Consider the following 19,614-nt stretch of genomic DNA (forward strand, 5'->3'; position numbering starts at 1 on the left):
GGATGAGCCGCAGATTTTTCTGCACCGACCCCGCGACCCGCGGCCCCTCCGCCAAGTTGTAGGGGCAGGCTCGCACCCCGCCCGACCCTGACAGCGCGGCGCAGCCTGTTCCCTGGGCGCCCTCCCGCGGCGCGCCCGTCGCAGGAAGGGCCGGCATGTCGCAGCAAACCCTTGCGCCTGAGCTGAGCGCGCCCGCGCTCGCCCAGGTCTCGTTCGAGGTCAACGGCCAGCAGCGCACGCTCTCCGTCGACACCCGCACCACCCTGCTCGACGCGCTGCGCGAGCACCTCAGGCTGACCGGGCCGAAGAAGGGCTGCGACCACGGCCAGTGCGGCGCCTGCACGGTGCTGCTCAACGGCGTGCGCATCGTCAGCTGCCTGACCTTCGCGGTGATGCACGAGGGCGATCGCATCACCACCATCGAGGGGCTCGGACAGCCCGGCGCGCTGCACCCGCTGCAGGCGGCGTTCGTGGCCCACGACGGCTTCCAGTGCGGCTACTGCACGCCGGGCCAGATCTGCTCGGCGGCGGGCATGCTGGCCGAGCACGAGCAGGGCTGGCCGAGCCACGCGACGGCCGACGTCGCAGCCGAGAAGATCCCGCTCTCCGACGCCGAGATCCGCGAACGGATGAGCGGCAACCTGTGCCGCTGCGCCGCCTATCCGAACATCCTGGCCGCCATCAAGGACGCCGGCGGGCTTTCGTCCGGAGGTGGGGCATGAAGCCGTTCAGCTACGAGCGCGCCGACGACGTCGCCGGCGCCCTGCGCGCGGTGACCGCCCAACCGGGCGCCAAGTTCCTCGCCGGCGGCACCAACCTGATCGACCTGATGAAGCTCCGCATCGAGACCCCGGCGCACCTGGTCGACATCAACCACCTGCCGCTCGCCGAGATCCAGGAGACCCGCGACGGCGGCCTGCGCATCGGCGCCCTGGTGCGCAACCACGTGCTAGCCGGCGACCGGCGGGTGCGGACCCGCTATCCGGCGCTGAGCGAGGCGCTGCTGGCCGGCGCCTCCGGGCAGTTGCGCAACCGCGCCACCACCGCCGGCAACCTGCTGCAGCGGACCCGCTGCTTCTACTTCTACAACCCCGACACCCCCTGCAACAAACGCGAGCCCGGCTCCGGCTGCGCCGCGCTGCAGGGGTTGAACCGCATCCATGCGATCCTCGGCGAGAGCAGCGCCTGCATCGCCACCCACCCGTCAGACATGGCCGTCGCCATGACCGCGCTCGACGCGCAGGTGGAGTGCGCCTCGGCGACCGGCGCGTCGCGCACCGTGCCGCTCAGCGACTTCCACACCTTGCCGGGCGCCCATCCGGAGGTCGAGACAGTGCTCAAGCCCGACGAGCTGATCACCGCCGTGACCCTGCTGCCGCCACCGCCCGGCGGGCAGGTCTATCGCAAGATCCGCGACCGCGCGTCTTACGCCTTCGCCCTGGTGTCAGTGGCGGTCGCCGGCGACCGCATCGCGCTCGGCAGCGTGGCGCACAAGCCCTGGCGCGCGACCCGCGCCGAGGCGGCGCTGGCCGCCGGCGGGACGCCCGCCGACGCCGCCGACGCCGAACTGGCCCCGGCCCACAGCTACGGCGCCAACGACTTCAAGATCCCGCTCGCCCGCCGCGCCATCGTCCGCACGCTGGCCCAGGCGCAGGAGATCGCCCGTGCCTGACCTCGCCCCCGGCTATGCGCGCAACATCCTCGACGAAGACCGGCAGGGCGTCCTCGGCCGTCCGCTGCCGCGGATCGACGGTCCGCTGAAGGTCACCGGCCAGGCGACCTACGCCTACGAGTACGCCGGCCAGGGCGAGGCCGCCTATGGGATGATCGTCGGCGCCGGCGTGCCCGCCGGCCGCGTCGTCGCGATCGACACGACGGAAGCCGCGCGGATCCCCGGCGTGCTGCTGGTGATGACCCACCTGAACGCTCCGCAGCAGGCCGACTACGTCGACTTCCCCAAGCTGCCCTCGCCGTTCGCCTTCTACGCGGTGGCGCGCCCCTTCCTGGCGGACGGCCAGGTCCGCTATCACGGCGAGCCGGTGGCGTTCGTCGTGGCCGAGACCTTCGAGGTGGCGCGCGACGCCGCAGCCCGGGTCAAGGTGACCTACGAAGCCGCGCCGTTCGCGACCCGGATCAAGGCCAAGGCGCAGGAGGCCTATGCGCCGAAGACGGTCCGCGACCTGTTCGAAACCGACACCAGCAAGGGCGACTTCGCCGCCGCCTTCGCCGGGGCGGCGGTCCAGCTCGATGCCACCTACGAGACGCCGATCCAGCACCACAACGCCATCGAGCCGAACAGCAGCATGGCGGTCTGGGACGGCGACGTCATGACCGTCTACTCGGCCAGCCAACTGGCGATGGACAGCCGCGAGGTGCTGGCCAGCACCCTGAAGCTCCCCCAGGACAAGGTGCGGGTGATCTGCAAGTTCGTCGGCGGCGGCTTCGGCGGCAAGCTGTCCACCGAGGCGGACGCCATCCTCTCGGCGCTCGCCGCCCGTCAGCTGGGACAGCCGGTGAAAACCGCGCTGCTGCGCCAGCAGACCTTCGTCAACGCCGGCCACCGCACCGACTCCATCCAGCGCGTCCGGCTGGGCGCCGATCGCGACGGCCGCCTCGTCGCCATGGCGCACGAAGCTCTGATGCACACCGCCACCTTCGACGAGTTCACCGAACAGACCACCGACTTCGCCCGCCACCTCTACGCCGCGCCCAACCGGCTCACCACCCACCGGCTGGTCAAGCTCGACCTGCCGATGCCCGGCGACATGCGCGCGCCCGGCGAGGCGATCGGCATGCTGGCCATGGAACAGGCGATGGACGAGCTCGCCTATGCGACCGGGCTCGACCCGATCGAGCTGCGCGTGCGCAACGAGCCGACGGTGCATCCCGAGACCGGCCAGCCTTTCTCCACCCGTCAGCTGGTGGCCTGCTACCGCGAGGGCGCCAAGCGCTTCGGCTGGGACCAGCGGCCGACCCAGCCCGCCAGCCGGCGCGAAGGCCGCTGGCTGATCGGCTACGGCATGTCGGCCTCGATCCGCAGCACCTTCATGGCGCCCTCGGAGGCGCGGGTGAAGCTCGCCCCCGACGGGCGGCTCACCGTGCAGACCGCGATGACCGACATCGGCACCGGCACCTACACCATCCTCGGCCAGATCGCCGCCGAGGCCATGGGTCTGCCGCTCGATTCCGTGACGGTGGAGATCGGCGACAGCGACCTGCCGCCCGCCCCTGGGTCGGGCGGCTCGTGGGGCGCGGGCAGCTCCGGCAGCGGCGTCTTCTACGCCTGCATGGCGCTGCGCGACCGCATGGCCAAGGCCGCCGGCCTCAACGACACGGCCGAGCTGCAGATCCATGACGCCCAGGTGACGGCCGGCGGCCGCACCCTGCCGCTCAAGCAGTTCCTCGCGACCCATGCGCCGCAAGGTCTGGAGGCCGAGGGACAGATCACCCCGGGCAAGGAGATGCAGGACTATTCGCAGGCCTCCTACGGCGCCACCTTCGCCGAGATGGCGGTCGATATCGACACCGGCGAGCCGCGCCTGCGCCGTATGCTCGGGGTCTTCACCGCCGGCCGGATCCTCAACGCCCAGACCGCGCGCTCCCAGGCGATCGGCGGGCTGATCTGGGGCCTGGGCTCCGCGCTGCACGAGGAGACCGCCGTCGACGAGGCGCTCGGCCGCTTCATCAACAACGACCTGGCCGGCTACCACTTCCCGGCCCACGCCGATGCGGTCAACGTCGACGCGATCTTCCTGCCCGAGTTGGACGACAAGTCGAACCCGCTGAAGTCGAAGGGGGTCGGCGAACTGGCGATCTGCGGCTCCGGCGGCGCGATCGCCAACGCCATCTACAACGCCTGCGGGGTGCGGGTGCGCAGCTATCCGATCACCCTCGACAAGCTGATCCTCGACCCGGCGTTCCCCGCGGCCTGAGCGGCGCAACGCCGGGGACTAGGCCGCGGCGCGGCGAGCGCATATGGTCGCGCTTCGGATTTCGTTACTTCAAGACGTATCAATGAAACATCTACTGCTCGGCGCCGCGGCCGTCCTGGCCCTCAGTGCGCCCGCCCTCGCCCAGGCCCCGCAGGCCTCGACCGCGCGCCTTTCCGAGAACATCCGCGTGCTGTCGGCCGACGAGTTCGAAGGCCGCGCGCCGGCGACGCCCGGCGAGGCCAAGACCGTCGACTACATCGCCAAGCAGTTCCAGGCGGCCGGCCTCAAGCCCGGCGGCGACCTCAAGACCGACGGCAGCCGCGCCTGGACCCAGGCCGTGCCGCTGGCTCGCTTCGAGATCAGCGGCCCGTTGAAGTTCAACGTCGCCGCCGGCGGCGCCACCCAGGCCTGGACGCAAGGCCAGCAGATCGCCATCCGCGCCGCCCAGACCGGCGCCGACCGGGTGACCATCACCAATGCTCCGGTGGTCTTCGTCGGCTACGGCGTCACCGCGCCGGAGCGCAACTGGAACGACTTCAAGGGCCAGGACCTGAAGGGCAAGATCGCCCTGGTGCTGGTCAACGACCCCGACTTCGAGACGCAAGCGGGCGACTTCGGCGGCAAGGCGATGACCTACTACGGCCGCTGGACCTACAAGTTCGAGGAGGCCGCGCGCCAGGGCGCGATCGGCTTCCTGGTGATCCACGAGACCGCGCCGGCCTCCTACGGCTGGGCGACGGTGAAGAACTCCAACACCGACGCGGTGCTCGACATCATCCGCAAGGATCCGAAGGCCGCGCACGCGCCGCTCGAAGGCTGGATCCAGCGCGACGCGACGGTCGAGCTGTTCAAGAAGGCCGGGCTCGATTTCGAGGCGCTGAAGAAGCAGGCGCAGAGCCGCGACTTCCGCCCGGTCGAATTGAAGGGCGTGCGCATCTCGGCCGACTATCCGATCGCCGTGAGCAAGGTGGTGTCGAAGAACGTCGTCGGCGTGCTGCCCGGGACGACGCGGGCGGACGAACACCTGATCTACTCGGCCCACTGGGACCACCTCGGGGTCAGCGCGCCGGACGCCAAGGGCGACCGGATCTACAACGGCGCGGTCGACAACGCCTCGGGCATCGCCGCCCTGATCGAGCTGGCCCACGCCTACGGCCAGGCGCCGCGGCCGCAGCGCAGCGTCGTCTTCCTGGCGGTGACCGCCGAGGAAGAGGGCTTGCTGGGCACGGAGTACTACGCCGACCACCCGCTCTACCCGCTGGCGACCACGGTCGCCGACCTGAACATGGACGCGCTGAACGTCTACGGCCGCACCCGCGACGTCTCGGTCTCCGGCGACGCGCCGGCCACCTTGCAGGACGACCTGGTGCGCGTCGCCGGCCAGCATGAGCTGCGCGTCAATCCGGACTCCAAGCCCGAGGCCGGCCACTTCTTCCGCTCGGACCACTTCCCGTTCGTCAAGCGCGGGGTCCCGGCGCTGTCGCTGGAGAACGGCGTCGACCTGGAGAAGGGCGGCGTCGCCGCCGGCCAGGCGGCCCGCGACGCCTACACCCGCGACCGCTACCACCAGCCGGACGACGAGTTCGATCCCACCTGGGATTTGAGCGGCATGTCCCAGCAGGTCAGCCTCTTCTACGACCTCGGCCGCAGCCTCGCCGACAGCGGCGAATGGCCGGCCTGGAAAGCCGGCGCGGAGTTCAAGGCCGAACGCGACAAGACCGCCGCGCAGCGGAAGTAGCCGCGGCGCCCTAAACGCCCCTCAGTCAGCTTCGCTGGCAGCTCCTCCCTGCGAAGCGGGGGAGCTGGCGGCGCGGCACGCGCCGCGACGGAGGCGAGGGCCGCAGGACAGCTTGGCCTCCAGACGGGCGGCGCGGTCGGCGGCGTCGTGCGCCATGTCAGGGCGGTGACTGGCCAGCTTCAAGCCAACGCCAGGTCTAGGCGAGGAAGATGGTCCCCGGCGGCAGGTTCGATGCTGTCACCCCGACCAATACCAGCCGGTTGTCGCCGCCCATGTCGATGACGGTGTCGCCGCCCTGCTGGCGCAGGCTGTAGGCGGTCCCCGCATCGAGCTGGATCCGGTCGCCGTCGGCGCGGCTGAAGTCCGTCACCAGATCGAGCCCCGCCGTGGCCGACGAGTGGAAGATGTCCGCGCCGGCTCCGCCGCTGAGGGTGTCGTTGCCGCGATCCCCGGACAGCCAGTCCACGCCGGCGTCGCCGTGCAGGATGTCGTCGCCCTGGCCTCCGCGAACGACGTCGTCGCCATCGCCGCCGTCGCAGACGTCGTAGCCCAGGTTGCCGTTGATGATGTCGTCGCCGGCCTGGCCCGACACGCGGTCGTCGCCCTGACCGCCCAGCACCCAGTCGCCGCCATCGCCGCCCACCAGCGTGTCCTGACCGGTGTTGCCCTGCATGTCATCGAAGCCCCCGCCGCCGGCCAGGCTGTCGTCGCCCTCGCCGCCGCGCAGATAGTCGCTTCCCTCGCCGCCGCTCAGGCTGTCGCCGCCGCCATGGCCGAAGATGACGTCGCCGCCCGCCGCGCCGGAGACGAGATTGCCCGCGGCGTTGCCGATCACCGTGTCGTCGCCCGCGCCGGCCAGGACGTTCTCGATCGTGGTGCTGAAGGCGGTCCCGAGGTTGCGCTCGTAGGTGTAGAGCATGTCATCTGGATGGAACCAGCCAACCCAGTTGAAGTCCGGATAGGCGCTCTTGAAGAACGCCTCCTGCTCGGCGCGCGTCCAGATGCCGATGCTGGAGTAGCCGCCCGGCGTGAGGTCCACGAGCGAGCGGCGGACGTGCGTGCTCAGGTCGTAGGTGTCGACGCCGCCGGCGTCATAGACGGCTTCCAGGAACGGATCGCTGGGATCCCAGGTGTAGGTCGTGTCGCCGGCGCGCGTGGCGGAATCCGCGCCATAGGTTGCCTGCAAGGCGGCGATGTCCCCGACCATTGGGGTTCGCGCCCCCACCCGGGTTCCCTCGGAACCGTTGCGGTCAACCGTGATGGCGAGGATGCCGAAGTCGCCGGCGCTGCCGCCCATGTTCGAGAGCCTCAGCAGCTGAAACTCCACCGGCATCGGGTTCGGCTCGTCGCGCGGATGCTTCAGCCCCAACGCGTGGCCGACTTCGTGCAGGAGGTCCTTGAACGCGTTGGGATCGGTATCCGCCGTATCGAACCAGACGTCGCCATGCCATGGCATTTCCTGCTGGTTCCCCGGCGGGAGATTGGCCCAGGCACCCGACGGGAGCGAGCTGATCGCGACCCGGATCTGGCCGGGGCCGGCAAGGTCGTCCACATCCTGGATCCGCGGGGCGATGATCTCGTCGTAGAGCGACATCACGCGACGGAAGGCGTCGGCCTGGACCGGGCTTAGGGTCGCATAGTCCGTCTCGGGCTCTGAGCCGGGCGCGTAACTTGGCCAGGTGCTGCCGGCGCGTGGAATGCTGTAGGTGATCACGTCGCCGCGCCAGGCCAACCCCTGATAGCGCAGGCTCGTCGCCGCCAGCTCCGCCGTGAACTCCACTGCATCCCCTCCCCGTCGTTAAGGCGCAGCTTAAAGTCGTGATCGCCGACGGCGCAACCATTGCGCCGCCCGTTGCGCCTTCGCCGTTGCTGGCTCAACCTGCTCGCCAGCAATGACCGCCGATGCAGCGGCGGCGAACCCAGGGGAGCGAAGCAGCGCCATGGCGACCTATGTCCTCGTGCACGGCGGCCACCACGGCGGCTGGTGCTATCAGAAGGTGGCGCGGCTGCTGCGCGCCGCGGGCCATGAGGTTTACGCGCCGACGCTGACCGGGCTGGGCGACCGCCGACACCTGCTCAGCCCCGAGGTCGACCTGGAGATGCACGTCGCCGACGTCGTCAATCTGCTGGTCTACGAAGACCTGCACGACGTGATCCTCGCCGGCCACAGCTATGGCGGCATGGTGATCACCGGCGCTGCAGACCAGGCGCGCGAGCGGATCCGGGAGCTGGTCTATCTCGACGCCGCCCATCCGCGGAACGGCGAGTCCCTGGCCGACGTGGCGGTGCAGATCATGGAGGTCTGCCGCGACTGGGTGCGGGAGATCGACGGCGTGGAGCTGGTGACCTGGCCGCAGACCCTCGACCCGGCCTTTTTCGGCGTCACCGATCCGGCCGATTCGGCCTGGATGCGCGCGCGGCTGCACCTTCACCCCTGGCGCTGTTACACCCAGAAGCTGCAACTGACCGACGAGGCGGCGGTGCGGCGGCTGCCGCGCACCGACATCGACTGCGCGCCGCGCCTCGGCGAGTTCGACGACCGGCGAAAAGCGGAGCGGCGCGAGGCCGACCGCGCCTGGGAGATCGACACCGGCCACGACCTGATGGTCACCGAGCCGGAGAAGCTCGCCGAGATGCTGCTGCGGCTGGCCTGACGCCGCGCTGCCCGTCGCCGCCAGATTTCGCCGACCTAGACCTGTGGCGTCTTAGCCACAGGGCGGAAGAACTCGGCAAAATGGAAAAACTGAGACGGCACACAACTTAGCATTGGTAGTAGGCGCCCCACTCGCCGCCGCTATCATCCCGACCAGTACAGTAGAGCTTGGAGCGTCTCACTACAGCAGACCTGAACGAGGGCCGGCCGCCACGTAGCGCAGCCCCGACAGGCACGGGAGGGATACAATGATCCGGTTCACCTCGCTCGCGCTCGCGAGCGCAAGCCTTGTCGCGCTCGCCACCGGCGCCCAGGCCGCCCAGCCTACGGAAAGCCCGCCGCCTCCCGCCGCCGCGCCCAGCAGCGCGACCCTCGGCGAAATCGTCGTCACCGCCCGGCGCCAGACGGAAAGTCTGCAGCAGGTCCCGCAGACGGTGAACGCGGTCACCGCCGACACCTTGCAGAAGCTCAACATCCGCCAGTTCGGCGACGTTCAGTCGGTGGTCCCGGGCCTCAGCCTGCGGGCCGACTCCACCGGCTTCCAGCAGACCGCCTCGCTGCGCGGCGTCTCGTTCGACGTCACCACCGGCGCCCCGCCGACCGTGGCGTTCTACATGAACGACGCGCCGATCCAGCTGAACGCCCTGTTCCAGGGCCTGTTCGACGTCGGCCAGATCGAAGTGCTGAAGGGGCCGCAGGGCACCACCCGCGGCGTGTCGGCCCCGTCCGGGGCGATCACCGTCACCACCCGCAAGCCGAACCTGTCGGAATACGGCGGCTATGCTGACGTGACCGTCACCGATCTGCAGGGCCGCAACGTCCAGGGCGCGGTCAACGTCCCGCTGATCAAGGACCAGCTGGGGCTGCGGGTCGCCGCCCTGCTCGACACCAACGACTTCAGCGGGGTGCGCAGCATCCACAACGGGATCCGCCCGAGCTCGCAGACCCAGGCGGTGCGGACCAGCCTGAGCTACGAGCCGAGCGACCTGCTGAACGCCAACGTCACCTGGCAGCACCTCGAGAACGACCTGACGTCGTTCACCCAGGTCTCCGGCCCCGGCCAGGGCACCTTCGTCAATCCGCCGATCACCCCGAACGATCGCGCCGCCGTGCAGGACTCGGCAGACGAGGCCCGCAGCCGGTTCGACATCGTCACCCTGCAGCTGGACTCGCGGCTGTACGGCCAGCACCTGAGCTATGTCGGCTCCTACAAGAGCTTCCACGTCCACTCGCTGCAGGAGGGCGGCAACCCGCCGGCCGGCGACGTCGGCAACATCCTGCCGGGCATCCGCATCGGCCAGGACATCCTGACCTGGTCGGAGGAGACCACGCACGAAATCCGCGTCGCCTCGGACCCGAACCCGGACCGGTTCTTCGACTATACGGTCGGCGCCTTCTACAGCTGGTTCAATCCCGACGGGCACATCACCAACCCGGGTCCGCTGCTGCCCGGCGCGTTCGGCACGACCCCGGGCGTGGTCAACCTGGCCGCCTTCAACCCGGCCTATCAGATCCCGATCTTCATCGACATTCCGAGCCAGCGGCAGGAGACCTCGATCTTCGGCAGCATCACGCTGCACCTCGGCCAGAACACCGAACTCTCCGGCGGCCTGCGGCAGATCTGGTCGATCAACAAGAACAACACCACGATCACCACCGGCAACGGCCTGATCAACAAGGCGGCGGTCGGCGCGCCGGCCTTCGTGCCCTGCTCGATCCTCCAAGGCGTCGACATCGCCGGCAACCCCGGCGACTGCTTCGTCCCCTCGGCCTCGACGATCGCCGACCTCAACACCCGCGGCTCCGAGACGCCGACGATCTACAACGTCTCGCTGTCGCATCGCTTCACGCCGGAGATCCTGGTCTACGCCAACACCGGCTCCGCCTGGCGCCCGCCGGTCGCCAGCGTCGGCCTGCAGGGCGAGCTAGCCAGCAGCACCATCCCCGGCCTGGACACCTTGAGCTTCCACCCGTCGGAAAAGTCCAAGTCCTATGAAATCGGCGTCAAGACGACGTGGATGGACGGCCGCATCCGCGCCAACGCCTCGGTGTTCCGGCAGGACTTCAAGAACCTGACGATCTTCATCCCGAACATCATCTACGCCAACACGGTGACCACGCCGCCGTCGGACACCGTGTTCAACATGACCCAGAGCGTCGATGCGCGGGTCACCGGCTTCGACATCGACACCGCGTTCCAGATCATGCCGGAGTGGACCCTGTCCGCCCAGGTCAGCTACGGCGACGGCCAGGTGAAGAACAGCCTGGTGCCCTGCAACATCACCGACGCCGCTGGCAATCCAGTGTTCAACACCGGCGGGCTGGTCTCGCTCTGCCCCGGTGGCTCGTCCTCGCGGCTGCCGCTGTGGAACCTGACGATGCAGACCGAGTACACTCACCCGGTCTCGGACGGCGTCGACGGCTTCATCCGCGGTCTCTTGAACTACTATCCGGAGAACAAGCGCGCCGAGCCCAACTTCGTCGTCGACAACTACGCCCTGGTGAACCTCTACACCGGCGTGCGCAGCAAGGACGGCGCCTGGGAGGCCTCGCTCTTCGCCCGCAACGTGTTCAACGAAAAGACCACGCTCGACATCGCGCCGGTGGAGTCGAACATCAACGCGGTGCTCGGCACGACCTTCCCGCAGCTGATCCGGCCGTCGGGCTATCGCCTGACCTCGGTGACGCCGCGCCGTGAGGTCGGGATCAACGTCCGCTACGCCTTCGGCTCGCGCTAACTGCGAGACCGCCCTCCGCGCCGACCGGTGCGGGGGGCGACCTCGGCGAAAGGCCGCGGCCGCGCCTGCGCCCTACTTCGGCCAAGGCCGACGCGCACCACAGACGGCCGGCCGGCGTGCAAGCGCCGGCGCCGCAATGGAGAGCGGAGATGAAGGCGAGACTTCTGGCGATCGGCGCGGTCGCCGCGGCCCTGGCGGCGACCACCGCCGGCGCGGCCTCGATGGACGTCAGCCGGGACATCCAGGCCAAGGGCGCCAAGCCGGACTGGAGCCTCAAGGTCACCAAGGGCACTCAGTTCACCCTGGCCCGCGCCGGCAAGCCGGCGGTGAAGGCCACCGCGCCCGGGGCGGCGATCTCGTCCGGGGGCGCCAGCTGGCAGGCGAAGACCGCCGACGGCCAGCCGATGAAGGTCAGCGTCGAGAACCGCGCCTGCACCCTCGGCCAGAACCAGTATCCGATGACCGCCCAGGTCACGCTGGGCGCCGAGACCCTCTCGGGCTGCGCCAACTAGGCGACTTCCGAACGCCCCCTCAGTCAGCTTTCCCCCGCAGGCGGGGGAGCAGCGACGGCGCTCGCTCCTCCCCTGCGAAGCGGGGGAGGTGGATCCCGCCGAAGGCGGGAGACGGAGGGGGCGTTTGCGCTCCCCTGAGGGGGAGCATCCAAATCAGGCGATCGACTCTTCGCCTTCCAGCGTGGTGCGCGACATCATCCGGCCGCTGTCGGGGTCGTAGGCGTCGACCTTGTGCATGGTGCCGGTGTTGTCCCAGATCAGCAGGTCGCCGACCTTCCACTCGTGGCGGTAGACGAACTGCGGCTGGGTCGCCCACGCCTGCAGCTTGCAGAGCAGCATGCGGCCCTCGGCCGGATCCATGCCCTGGACTTCCCAGGCGGTGGAGCCCAGCACCAGTGACTTGCGGCCCGAGCGGTGGGTCCAGACCAGCGGGTGCACCTTGGGCTTGCGCTCCTGCCACATCGTCAGCTCCTCAACCGTCGGCGTCGGGTTGACGTAGCGCTGCGAGATCTCGAACGAGTGCTGGACCTTCACGCCGAGCAGCTTCGCCTTCTCGTCGTCCGGCAGGTCGTCCCACGCCGCGTAGGTGTTGGCGAAATGGGTCGAGCCGCCCTCCGCCGACAGCACGTGGGCGTTCAGCAGCGCCGCGAAGTTCGGGATGTCGTCGCTGGCGCCGTCGATGTGCCAGTAGAACGAGCCCTTCAGGTACTCGGCGACCCAGGAGTTGATCTTCTTGTCGAGGGTGATCGGCATGATGCCGCCCTGGGCCTTGCCCTGGACGCTGCCCAGCGTCTCGGCGAAGACGATCTGCTCCGGCTTGGTCATGTGCAGCTCGCGGAAGATCACTACGCCGCGCTGCTCGAGGGTCTCGCGGATCTGGGCGGCGTACTGGCCGCTCAGCAGTTCCTCTTTCGTCGCCTTGAACTCCGTGCCGATGCGCGGGGTCAGCTCGACGGTCTCGAGCAGGGCCTGATCCACAACCGTATTCATCGCCTCTCCCTCCCGGCGGTCGCAGGATGGGAGCCGCGCCGCCGAAAAATGCTTACGTCCGTTAGTATGACCACGCGGGAGGGCCGGCGCAAGGCTGCGGTGCGTCGCGAGCAGGCGAGTCGGCGGCGGCGTTCAGGCCGCGGCGTGCTTGGCGGCGACGTAGCCGAACACGCCGGAGGCGCCGATGCTCTGGCCGGCGCCGACGTAGTTGGGCCCGGCCAGCGAGGCCGTGCAGTTGCCGGTGGCGTAGAGCCCGTCGATCACGCTGCCGTCGGCGCGCAGCACCCGGGCGTGCTCGTCGGCGACCGCCCCGCCGCAGGTGCCGACGTCGCCCGGCCACAGCTGGACCGCCCAGAACGGCGGCTCGGCGATCGGCCCCAGCGAGGCGTTGGGCTTGTTGGTCGGGTCGGCGTAGTAGCGGTTGTAGGCGCTCTTGCCGCGGCCGTAGTCCTCGTCGACGCCGGTGTCGCAGAAGCCGTTGAACCGCTCGACCGTCGCGGCCAGGCCGGCCGGATCGATGCCGCACTGCGCGGCCAGGCCCTCCAGCGTGGCGTCCTGCTTGGCCCAGCCGTTGGCGATCCAGGCCTTCGGCAGGCCGCCCGGCGGCTGGAAGCCGAAGAAGTAGCGGCGGCGGTGGCGGGCGTCGAGGATGGCCCAGGCCGGAATCGCCTTGGCCTTGGGATTGCGCGCGTAACAGGCGCGGCCGACCTCCATGTAGGAGTTGGCCTCGTTGACGATCCGCTGGCCGGCGTGGTCGACCAGGATGGCGTGCGGCTTGGCGAGTTCGGGGATGATCTGCCGCGCCTCGGCCCCCTCGCGGATCCAGCTGGTGGTCCACCAGGCCTCGTCCATCAGGGCGGTGCCGGCCCCGGCGCGCATCATCGCCTCCAGCGCCTCGCCGGTCTCGCCCGGGCTGGCGTAGGTCCAGTCGTCCGAGATCGGCGCGCGTTGATGGGTCTGCCGCATGCGCAGATTGCGCGCGAAGCCGGCCGCGGCGATCAGCACGCCGCGGGTCGCGCGCACGGTCGTCGACCGCCCTTGGTGCGTCAGGTGGACGCCCTCGACCCGCCGGTCGCGCACGTCGAGGTCGACGAGCGCCGCCTCGGTCCAGATCTCGACGCCGAGCTTCAGCGCGATCTCCAGCATCCGCCCCTGCAGCGCCCCGCCGCTGCCGTAGACGGTCCGTCCGGTCAGCTTGTTGGCCGCGATCCGGCCGGCGAGCTTCGCGGCCATGGTCTTGCCGTCGAGGGTGATTCCGAGGCGCATCATCCGCGCGCCTTCCGAGGTGCGGATCGGCAGGTCGACGGACGGGCCGCGGAACTTCGCCTTCCAATCCCCCAGCCGGCCCGCGTCGAACAGCTCGGCCTCGAGCGCCCGGCCGGCCGCGTGCCCGCCGGGCAGGCTGTCGTAGTAGTCGGAATAGCCGTGGCAGCGCCGGTACTTCATGCCCTGCGCTTCCAGCGCCGCGATCATCGGGGCGATGTTGTCGACGAAGGCCTCGCGCCGCGCCGGCGTCGAATAGCGGTCGTCAGGGCCGACGAAGTTTTCGAAGTAGCGGAGCCCGGCCTCACGCGAATCGGCGATCCCGGCGCGGGCCATCAGCGGATTGTTCGGCAGCCACAGCACCCCGCCGGACAGCGCCGACGAGCCGCCGATCAGCGGAGTCTTCTCCAGCAGCAGCGGCCGCAAGCCCTCGAGCTTGGCGGTGATCGCCGCGGTCAAGCCGCCGATGCCGCTCCCGACGACGACCAGATCGAAGGCCTGATCCGCCATCCGCAACCTCCCCTGACGCCCTGAACGGCGTCCTTGTTCTCTTTGACCGCTCGCTTGTCGGTGGGCGGCGCACCGAAAGAAAAGGCCCGCCGCGAGCTTCGCGGCGGGCCTTGGATACTTCTACTCGATCATCCCGATCACGGTGCCGACTTCGTAGATCGAGCCGGCAGGCTGGATGATGCGGAGGGTGCCGGTGGCCGGCGCCTCGACCTCGTTGGCCGACTTATCGGCTTCGAGGGTGAACAGCGGCTGGCCTTCGGTCACCGGCTGGCCGTCCTGGACGAGCCACTCGGTGATTTGACCTTCGGTCATGGCGAAACCGATCTTCGGGAGAAAAACCTCAGTAGCCATAGTCAGCGTTTTCCTTTGACGAACTCAGCGGCGGCCACAGCCCCTTTGCCAGTTGAGGCCACGCGGCGGCAGGTTTGATAAATCGCCCTATAGCAGCCGGAACCTTATCCGCGCCAACCCCTCAACCGATTGCCGGCGTCGCAGTGGACGATTTCGCAGTCGATGAAGCGTGCGTCGTCGGACGCCAGGAACAGGCCGAGGTTGGCGATGTCCTCGGCCGTACCGTGCAGGTTCAGCATCTGCATCCCGGAGACTCGGGCCTTCTGTTCGTCGGTCAGCGCGGCCTTCGACGCCGGGGTCTCCATGATTCCCGGGGCGATGGCGTTGACCCGAACGCCGTCGGCCGCGAAGGCCCCGGCCATGCCGTAGGTCATCGAGTTCAGGGTCGCCTTGGTGACCCCATAGGCGGTGCCCGGCACCGCCGCGGCCATCGACGACTGGTTGATGATCACCCCCTTGGCCTTGGCCAGCGCCGGCCGCAGCGCCTGACCGAGGATCAGCGGGGCCACCGAATTGATCGCGAAGTAGCGCAGCCACTTGTCCATGCTGAGCTCGGCGAAGGCGTAGCTGATCTCGCCATAGGCCAGGCCGGCGTTGTTGATCAGCACGTGGACCGCCGGGTGGGCGGCGCACACCTGGGCCCCGAAGGCCTTGATCGCCGCCTCGTCGAACAGGTCGACCAGATGGGTGGAGGCCGTCGCGCCGAGGCTGCGGACCTCGTCGGCCGCCTCCTCCAGCAGGCCTGCGTCGACGTCGGTCAGCACCAGGCTCGCGCCTTCCTTGGCGAAGCCGCGCGCGAAGGCCCGGCCGAGACCGCCGCCGGCGCCGGTGACCACCACCACCCGCCCCTCGAAACGCTGCGTCATCCTATCCTCCCAGATCTCGCGACAGCTCTGTTGTAAACATATCGGCCGGTCCCTCACGGTCCAGCGCGACCGGCGACGCGTCTTATCGCGCCGGCGATCCGCCCCCGGCTTCCCAACCTCGGCGGGGCCGCGCGATAGTGACCGCTGAACACCACGGCCTGGCGGGACTGGTCCGCCCCCTCCGCCGGCCCCATTTGATCCTATAGGAGACGCGCCGCGGCGGCCCGTCCGGTGAGCTTTCCTTGGCTGAAGGCCTATGCCAAACAGCCTGGGAAACGCCGGTCCTGGTCCGCCTCGGCCCGTGCGCGCAGGAGATCTGAATTGTCCGAAGCCTTCATCATCGACGCCGTCCGCACGCCGCGCTCCATCGGCAAGGTCGGCAAGGGCGCGCTCGCCCACCTGCACCCGCAACACGTGGCTGCGACGGTGCTGAAGGCGCTGGCTGAGCGGAACAACCTGAACACCGCCGAAGTCGACGACGTGATCTGGGGCACCAGCGCCCAGATGGGCCTGCAGGGCGGCGACATGGGCCGGATGGCCGCGCTCGACGCCGGCTTCGACATCCGGGCCAGCGGCGTGACCCTCGACCGCTTCTGCGGCAGCGGCCTGACCGCCGCCAGCCTGGCCGCGGCGCAGGTCGCCTCGGGCATGGAAGACCTGGTGATCGCCGGCGGCACCGAGATGATGTCGCACGTCAACGACTACGGCATGCGGCTGCGCGAATCCGGCATGAAGTCCCCGGGCGGGCTGGGCACCGGCAACGCGCGCCTGCAGGCCAAGCACCCGCAGTCGAACCAGGGCGTCGCCGCCGACGCCATCGCCGCACTGGAAGGCATCACCCGCGCCGACGCCGACGCGATCGGCGCGCTGAGCCAGGAGCGCGCCGCCAAGGCGCTCGCCGAAGGCCGCTTCGCCCGCTCGACCGTTCCGGTGGTCGACGACGAGGGCAAGGTGATCCTCGACCGCGAGGAATATCCGCGTCCAGGCACCACCCTGGCCGACCTCGCCAACCTGAAGCCGGCGTTCGCGCAGATCGCCGACTTCCCGTCGCAGCCGGGCGGCCCGACCTTCCGCGAGTTGATCCAGCAGCGCTACCCGGGCCTGCAGTTCGAAGGCATCCACCACGCCGGCAACTCCTCGGGCGTGGTCGACGGCGCCGCCGGCCTGCTGTTCGCCTCCAAGGCCTACGCCGAAAAGCACGGCCTGAAGCCGCGGGCGCGCGTGGTCGCCACCGCCAACATGGGCGACGACCCGACCCTGATGCTGAACGGCCCGGTGCCGGCGGCGAAGAAGGTGCTGGCCCGCGCCGGCCTGACGGTCGACGACATCGACCTGTTCGAGGTCAACGAGGCCTTCGCCGTGGTGATCGAGAAGTTCATCCGCGACCTGAAGATCGACCGCGAGAAGATCAACGTGAACGGCGGCGCGATCGCGCTGGGCCACCCGATCGGCGCGACCGGCGCAGTGCTCATCGGCACCGTGCTGGACGAGCTCGAACGTCGCGGCGCCAAGCGCGGCCTGATCACCATGTGCGCCGCCGGCGGCATGGCGCCGGCCATGATCATCGAGCGCGTGTGACCTCGGGCACGCCTCCGGAAACACGCGAACAGATGAGCGGCGCGGTCATGGACAAGACCAGCTCCACGCCGGCGATCGACGAACGCAAGAAGGCGCTGGCCATGAAGCTGACGGTGATCGCCCGTCAGCTGTGGCTGGACTTCGACCAGGACGCCGAGAAGATCGGCCTGACCCGCGCCAAGTGGAGCGTGGTGGCCGAGGCCAATCGCGATCCCGGCGCCACCCAGCGGATGATCGCCACGCGGCTGCAGGTGACGGACGTGACCGCAGGCCGGCTGATCGACCGGCTGTGCGCCGAGGGCCTGCTCGAACGGCATGAAAACCCGGACGACCGGCGGGCCTATCGCGTCTACCCGACCGAACCGGCCCAGCCGATCCTGGCCAAGCTGCACGAGCTCGCCGCCGATCACGCGCGCGAAGCCTTCGCCGGCTTCACCGAGGACGAGCTCGTCCAGCTCGACTCTCTACTGGCGGCGCTGGCGCGCAACCTCGGCCGCGCCCAGGACTGAGCGGCGCGGCGCGACAAAAGCTGGCGCCCCGCCGGCGCGCCGTCGTTTCGCCGGCTTTTGCCGCCTCCGTCAAAACCGTCATCGCGCCTGCGATGCATTTTGATGGCCAAGTCGGGCCGCTTGAAGCGCCGGCACGTGCATTTAGAAACAACGTCTTGTATGGGACCAGCGCGCCCGTCCGCGGGTCGCAGTCGTCAGGGAATTGGGAGTTCGATTTATGACGCAGGTGATGAAGGGGGTCCGGATCCTCGAGGTGGCGCAGTTCACCTTCGTGCCGGCCGCCGGGGCCGTGCTCGCCGATTGGGGCGCGGACGTCATCAAGATCGAACATCCGGTGCGCGGCGACACCCAGCGGGGCTTCGTGAACGTCGGCGGCCAGAAGGTCGACCCGAACCGGTTCACCCTGATGGAGCATCCCAACCGCGGCAAGCGCAGCGTCGGCCTCGACGTCGGCACGCCCGAGGGCCAGGAACTGCTCTACGAGATCGCCAAGACGGCCGACGTCTTCCTGACCAACTTCCTGCCGCAGGTCCGCCAGAAGCATAAGTTCGACATCGAGCACATCCGCGCGGCCAACCCGAACATCATCTACGCCCGCGGCAGCGCCTACGGCGACAAGGGCGCCGAACGCGAAGTCGGCGGCTTCGACGGCACCGCCTTCTGGACCCGCAGCGGCATCGGCCTCTCGATGTCTCCGGCCGAGCTGGAAGGCCCGCTGACGCAGGGCATCCCGGCCTTCGGCGACTCCATCGGCGGCATGAACATCGCCGGCGGCATCTGTGCGGCGCTGTTCCACCGCGAGCGCACCGGCGAGGCGGTCGAACTCGACGTGTCGCTGATGTCGACCGCCTGGTGGGCGGCCGGCGCGGGCGTCGCGGCGGCCATCGAGACCCAGGTCGCCGGCCGCAACCGCATGCCGACGTCCGGCGCAAACCCGGGCAACCCGTTCATGGGCAACTTCCGGACCTCCGACGGCGGCACCATCAATCTCTGCACCCTGACGCCGGGCCCGCACATCCGCAGCATGTTCCAGCACCTGGGCCTGCCGGAAGCCGCGGAAGATCCGCGCTTCTCGACCGCCGAGGCGCTGATGCAGAACTGGGCCGACGCGAGCGGCCTGATGGTCGCCGCCTTCGCCAAGAAGCCGTTCGAATACTGGCGCCAGCACCTGAAGACCTACACCGGCCAGTGGGCGCCGTTCCAAAGCCTGCTGGACCTGGCGACCGACGAACAGGCGCTGGCCAACGACATGATCGTCGAAGTGGAATCCATCGCCGGCGGCCCGCCGATCAAGCTGGTCCGCCCGCCGGTGCAGTTCAACCACACGCCGGTCAAAACCGAACGCATGCCCCAGGCCTCGGAGCACACCGAGACCTTCCTGCTCGAAGACATGGGCATCGAATGGGATCGCATCGAAAGCCTCAAGGCCGCCGGTGTGATCGCGTAACTATCGATTGTTGGAGATACGATGAAACCTGGAGCCAGGCTGAAGAGCGCGGTGTGCGACACCGAAGTGATCGTGGTTCGCGCGCCCGCGGACGCCGCCGTTGACTGCGGCGGCAAGCCGATGGTCGCCGAACGTCCTGCTGAGCGTGAAGCGATCGACCCCGCCTTCTCGGGCGGCACCATGACCGGCAAGCGTTACGTCGACGCCGCCGGCACCGTCGAGCTGCTCGCCGTCAAGGCCGGCCAGGGCTCGCTGTCGATGGGCGGCGTCGCGCTGGACCTCAAGGAAGCCAAGCCGCTTCCGTCTTCGGACTAAGACGACTTAAGGCGCCGCGCGGCCCGCCGTCAGGCACGCCGCGCGGCCGCACCTTGACGGCTCGGTATTCGAAATGCCGAACGCTTCATCGATTTATCGAATTTCTTGCTGTTTCTCCTTTTCACCTCCGCCCCGGTGGAGATAGCGTAGTCGCGCCCGCGCGCCCGACCGCGCGGCGCCAAGCGGCCGTTGAACTATGGCCGCACAACGCT

16 protein-coding genes are annotated in these 19,614 nt (G+C 69.4%); 11 read left to right on the forward strand and 5 right to left on the reverse strand.

The annotated features are described in order from the left end of the window. Positions 1-155 precede the first annotated feature (155 nt). The 4 genes from ACSQ14_RS16145 to ACSQ14_RS16160 all read left to right on the forward strand — a co-directional run bounded on the left by ACSQ14_RS16145 (position 156) and on the right by ACSQ14_RS16160 (position 5,670). Positions 156-722: a 2Fe-2S iron-sulfur cluster-binding protein gene (locus tag ACSQ14_RS16145; protein WP_436014557.1), complete on the forward strand. Its 567-nt coding sequence runs from the start codon at positions 156-158 to the stop codon at positions 720-722. Next, positions 719-1,672, forward strand: a complete 954-nt coding sequence (locus tag ACSQ14_RS16150; RefSeq protein ID WP_436014559.1) for an FAD binding domain-containing protein — start codon at positions 719-721, stop codon at positions 1,670-1,672. The genes ACSQ14_RS16145 and ACSQ14_RS16150 overlap by 4 nt, the downstream gene beginning before the upstream one ends. Continuing rightward, a complete protein-coding gene (locus ACSQ14_RS16155; RefSeq protein WP_436014561.1) occupies positions 1,665-3,932 on the forward strand; it encodes a molybdopterin cofactor-binding domain-containing protein in 2,268 nt (755 codons plus the stop codon). Before ACSQ14_RS16150 ends, ACSQ14_RS16155 begins: the two co-directional genes overlap by 8 nt. An 82-nt stretch (positions 3,933-4,014) precedes the next feature. After that, a complete protein-coding gene (locus ACSQ14_RS16160) occupies positions 4,015-5,670 on the forward strand; it encodes a M28 family metallopeptidase (protein ID WP_436014563.1) in 1,656 nt (551 codons plus the stop codon). Positions 5,671-5,866: 196 nt separating this feature from the next. On the opposite strand, the gene ACSQ14_RS16165 is transcribed toward ACSQ14_RS16160, so the two are convergent. After that, positions 5,867-7,450, reverse strand: coding sequence for a hypothetical protein (locus ACSQ14_RS16165; protein WP_436014565.1), 1,584 nt, complete (start codon positions 7,448-7,450; stop codon positions 5,867-5,869). Between the two features lie 160 nt (positions 7,451-7,610). On the opposite strand from ACSQ14_RS16165, the gene ACSQ14_RS16170 reads away from it, so the two are divergent. The 3 genes from ACSQ14_RS16170 to ACSQ14_RS16180 all read left to right on the forward strand — a co-directional run bounded on the left by ACSQ14_RS16170 (position 7,611) and on the right by ACSQ14_RS16180 (position 11,573). Continuing rightward, on the forward strand, positions 7,611-8,324 hold the full coding sequence (locus ACSQ14_RS16170; protein WP_436014567.1) for an alpha/beta fold hydrolase: 714 nt from the start codon (positions 7,611-7,613) through the stop codon (positions 8,322-8,324). A gap of 247 nt (positions 8,325-8,571) precedes the next feature. Next, complete coding sequence (locus ACSQ14_RS16175; protein WP_436014569.1) at positions 8,572-11,061, forward strand: TonB-dependent receptor; 2,490 nt, start codon at positions 8,572-8,574, stop codon at positions 11,059-11,061. Positions 11,062-11,210: 149 nt separating this feature from the next. Beyond that, positions 11,211-11,573 carry a hypothetical protein gene (locus tag ACSQ14_RS16180; RefSeq protein WP_436014571.1) on the forward strand — a complete coding sequence of 121 codons (363 nt, stop codon included), beginning with the start codon at positions 11,211-11,213 and terminating at the stop codon, positions 11,571-11,573. A 153-nt stretch (positions 11,574-11,726) separates the two neighbouring features. Here ACSQ14_RS16180 and ACSQ14_RS16185 read toward each other — a convergent pair whose 3' ends face one another. The 4 genes from ACSQ14_RS16185 to ACSQ14_RS16200 all read right to left on the reverse strand — a co-directional run bounded on the left by ACSQ14_RS16185 (position 11,727) and on the right by ACSQ14_RS16200 (position 15,553). Continuing rightward, complete coding sequence (locus ACSQ14_RS16185) at positions 11,727-12,563, reverse strand: TauD/TfdA dioxygenase family protein (RefSeq protein ID WP_436014573.1); 837 nt, start codon at positions 12,561-12,563, stop codon at positions 11,727-11,729. A 132-nt stretch (positions 12,564-12,695) separates the two neighbouring features. Next, a complete protein-coding gene (locus tag ACSQ14_RS16190; RefSeq protein WP_436014575.1) occupies positions 12,696-14,336 on the reverse strand; it encodes an FAD-dependent oxidoreductase in 1,641 nt (546 codons plus the stop codon). A gap of 120 nt (positions 14,337-14,456) precedes the next feature. Next, a complete protein-coding gene (locus ACSQ14_RS16195) occupies positions 14,457-14,687 on the reverse strand; it encodes a biotin/lipoyl-containing protein (RefSeq protein ID WP_436014577.1) in 231 nt (76 codons plus the stop codon). A 104-nt stretch (positions 14,688-14,791) separates the two neighbouring features. Beyond that, the gene (locus ACSQ14_RS16200) at positions 14,792-15,553 is read right to left on the reverse strand and encodes an SDR family NAD(P)-dependent oxidoreductase (protein WP_436014579.1); all 762 of its coding nucleotides are present in this window, start codon (positions 15,551-15,553) and stop codon (positions 14,792-14,794) included. Positions 15,554-15,874: 321 nt separating this feature from the next. Between ACSQ14_RS16200 and ACSQ14_RS16205 the strand changes: the two genes are divergently transcribed. From ACSQ14_RS16205 to ACSQ14_RS16220, 4 genes are all read left to right on the forward strand, one after another. Next, positions 15,875-17,131, forward strand: coding sequence for an acetyl-CoA C-acetyltransferase (locus ACSQ14_RS16205; protein WP_436014581.1), 1,257 nt, complete (start codon positions 15,875-15,877; stop codon positions 17,129-17,131). 32 nt (positions 17,132-17,163) lie between these two features. Next, positions 17,164-17,640: a MarR family winged helix-turn-helix transcriptional regulator gene (locus ACSQ14_RS16210; RefSeq protein WP_436014583.1), complete on the forward strand. Its 477-nt coding sequence runs from the start codon at positions 17,164-17,166 to the stop codon at positions 17,638-17,640. Between the two features lie 217 nt (positions 17,641-17,857). Beyond that, the gene (locus ACSQ14_RS16215) at positions 17,858-19,087 is read left to right on the forward strand and encodes a CaiB/BaiF CoA transferase family protein (protein ID WP_436014585.1); all 1,230 of its coding nucleotides are present in this window, start codon (positions 17,858-17,860) and stop codon (positions 19,085-19,087) included. Positions 19,088-19,108: 21 nt separating this feature from the next. Continuing rightward, the gene (locus ACSQ14_RS16220; protein WP_436014587.1) at positions 19,109-19,402 is read left to right on the forward strand and encodes a hypothetical protein; all 294 of its coding nucleotides are present in this window, start codon (positions 19,109-19,111) and stop codon (positions 19,400-19,402) included. Positions 19,403-19,614 lie beyond the last annotated feature (212 nt).

Source organism: Phenylobacterium sp. LjRoot219 (assembly GCF_964252995.1).
Taxonomy (GTDB): Bacteria; Pseudomonadota; Alphaproteobacteria; order Caulobacterales; family Caulobacteraceae; genus Phenylobacterium.

Bases quoted from the DNA above. Each gene is read 5' to 3' on its own strand.
- ACSQ14_RS16145 (WP_436014557.1), top strand. From the start codon at position 156: ATGTCGCAGCAAACCCTTGCGCCTGAGCTGAGCGCGCCCGCGCTCGCC.
- ACSQ14_RS16150 (WP_436014559.1), top strand. From the start codon at position 719: ATGAAGCCGTTCAGCTACGAGCGCGCCGACGACGTCGCCGGCGCCCTG.
- ACSQ14_RS16160 (WP_436014563.1), top strand. From the start codon at position 4,015: ATGAAACATCTACTGCTCGGCGCCGCGGCCGTCCTGGCCCTCAGTGCG.
- ACSQ14_RS16170 (WP_436014567.1), top strand. From the start codon at position 7,611: ATGGCGACCTATGTCCTCGTGCACGGCGGCCACCACGGCGGCTGGTGC.
- ACSQ14_RS16175 (WP_436014569.1), top strand. From the start codon at position 8,572: ATGATCCGGTTCACCTCGCTCGCGCTCGCGAGCGCAAGCCTTGTCGCG.
- ACSQ14_RS16180 (WP_436014571.1), top strand. From the start codon at position 11,211: ATGAAGGCGAGACTTCTGGCGATCGGCGCGGTCGCCGCGGCCCTGGCG.
- ACSQ14_RS16185 (WP_436014573.1), bottom strand. From the start codon at position 12,563: ATGAATACGGTTGTGGATCAGGCCCTGCTCGAGACCGTCGAGCTGACC.
- ACSQ14_RS16190 (WP_436014575.1), bottom strand. From the start codon at position 14,336: ATGGCGGATCAGGCCTTCGATCTGGTCGTCGTCGGGAGCGGCATCGGC.
- ACSQ14_RS16195 (WP_436014577.1), bottom strand. From the start codon at position 14,687: ATGGCTACTGAGGTTTTTCTCCCGAAGATCGGTTTCGCCATGACCGAA.
- ACSQ14_RS16200 (WP_436014579.1), bottom strand. From the start codon at position 15,553: ATGACGCAGCGTTTCGAGGGGCGGGTGGTGGTGGTCACCGGCGCCGGC.
- ACSQ14_RS16210 (WP_436014583.1), top strand. From the start codon at position 17,164: ATGAGCGGCGCGGTCATGGACAAGACCAGCTCCACGCCGGCGATCGAC.
- ACSQ14_RS16215 (WP_436014585.1), top strand. From the start codon at position 17,858: ATGACGCAGGTGATGAAGGGGGTCCGGATCCTCGAGGTGGCGCAGTTC.
- ACSQ14_RS16220 (WP_436014587.1), top strand. From the start codon at position 19,109: ATGAAACCTGGAGCCAGGCTGAAGAGCGCGGTGTGCGACACCGAAGTG.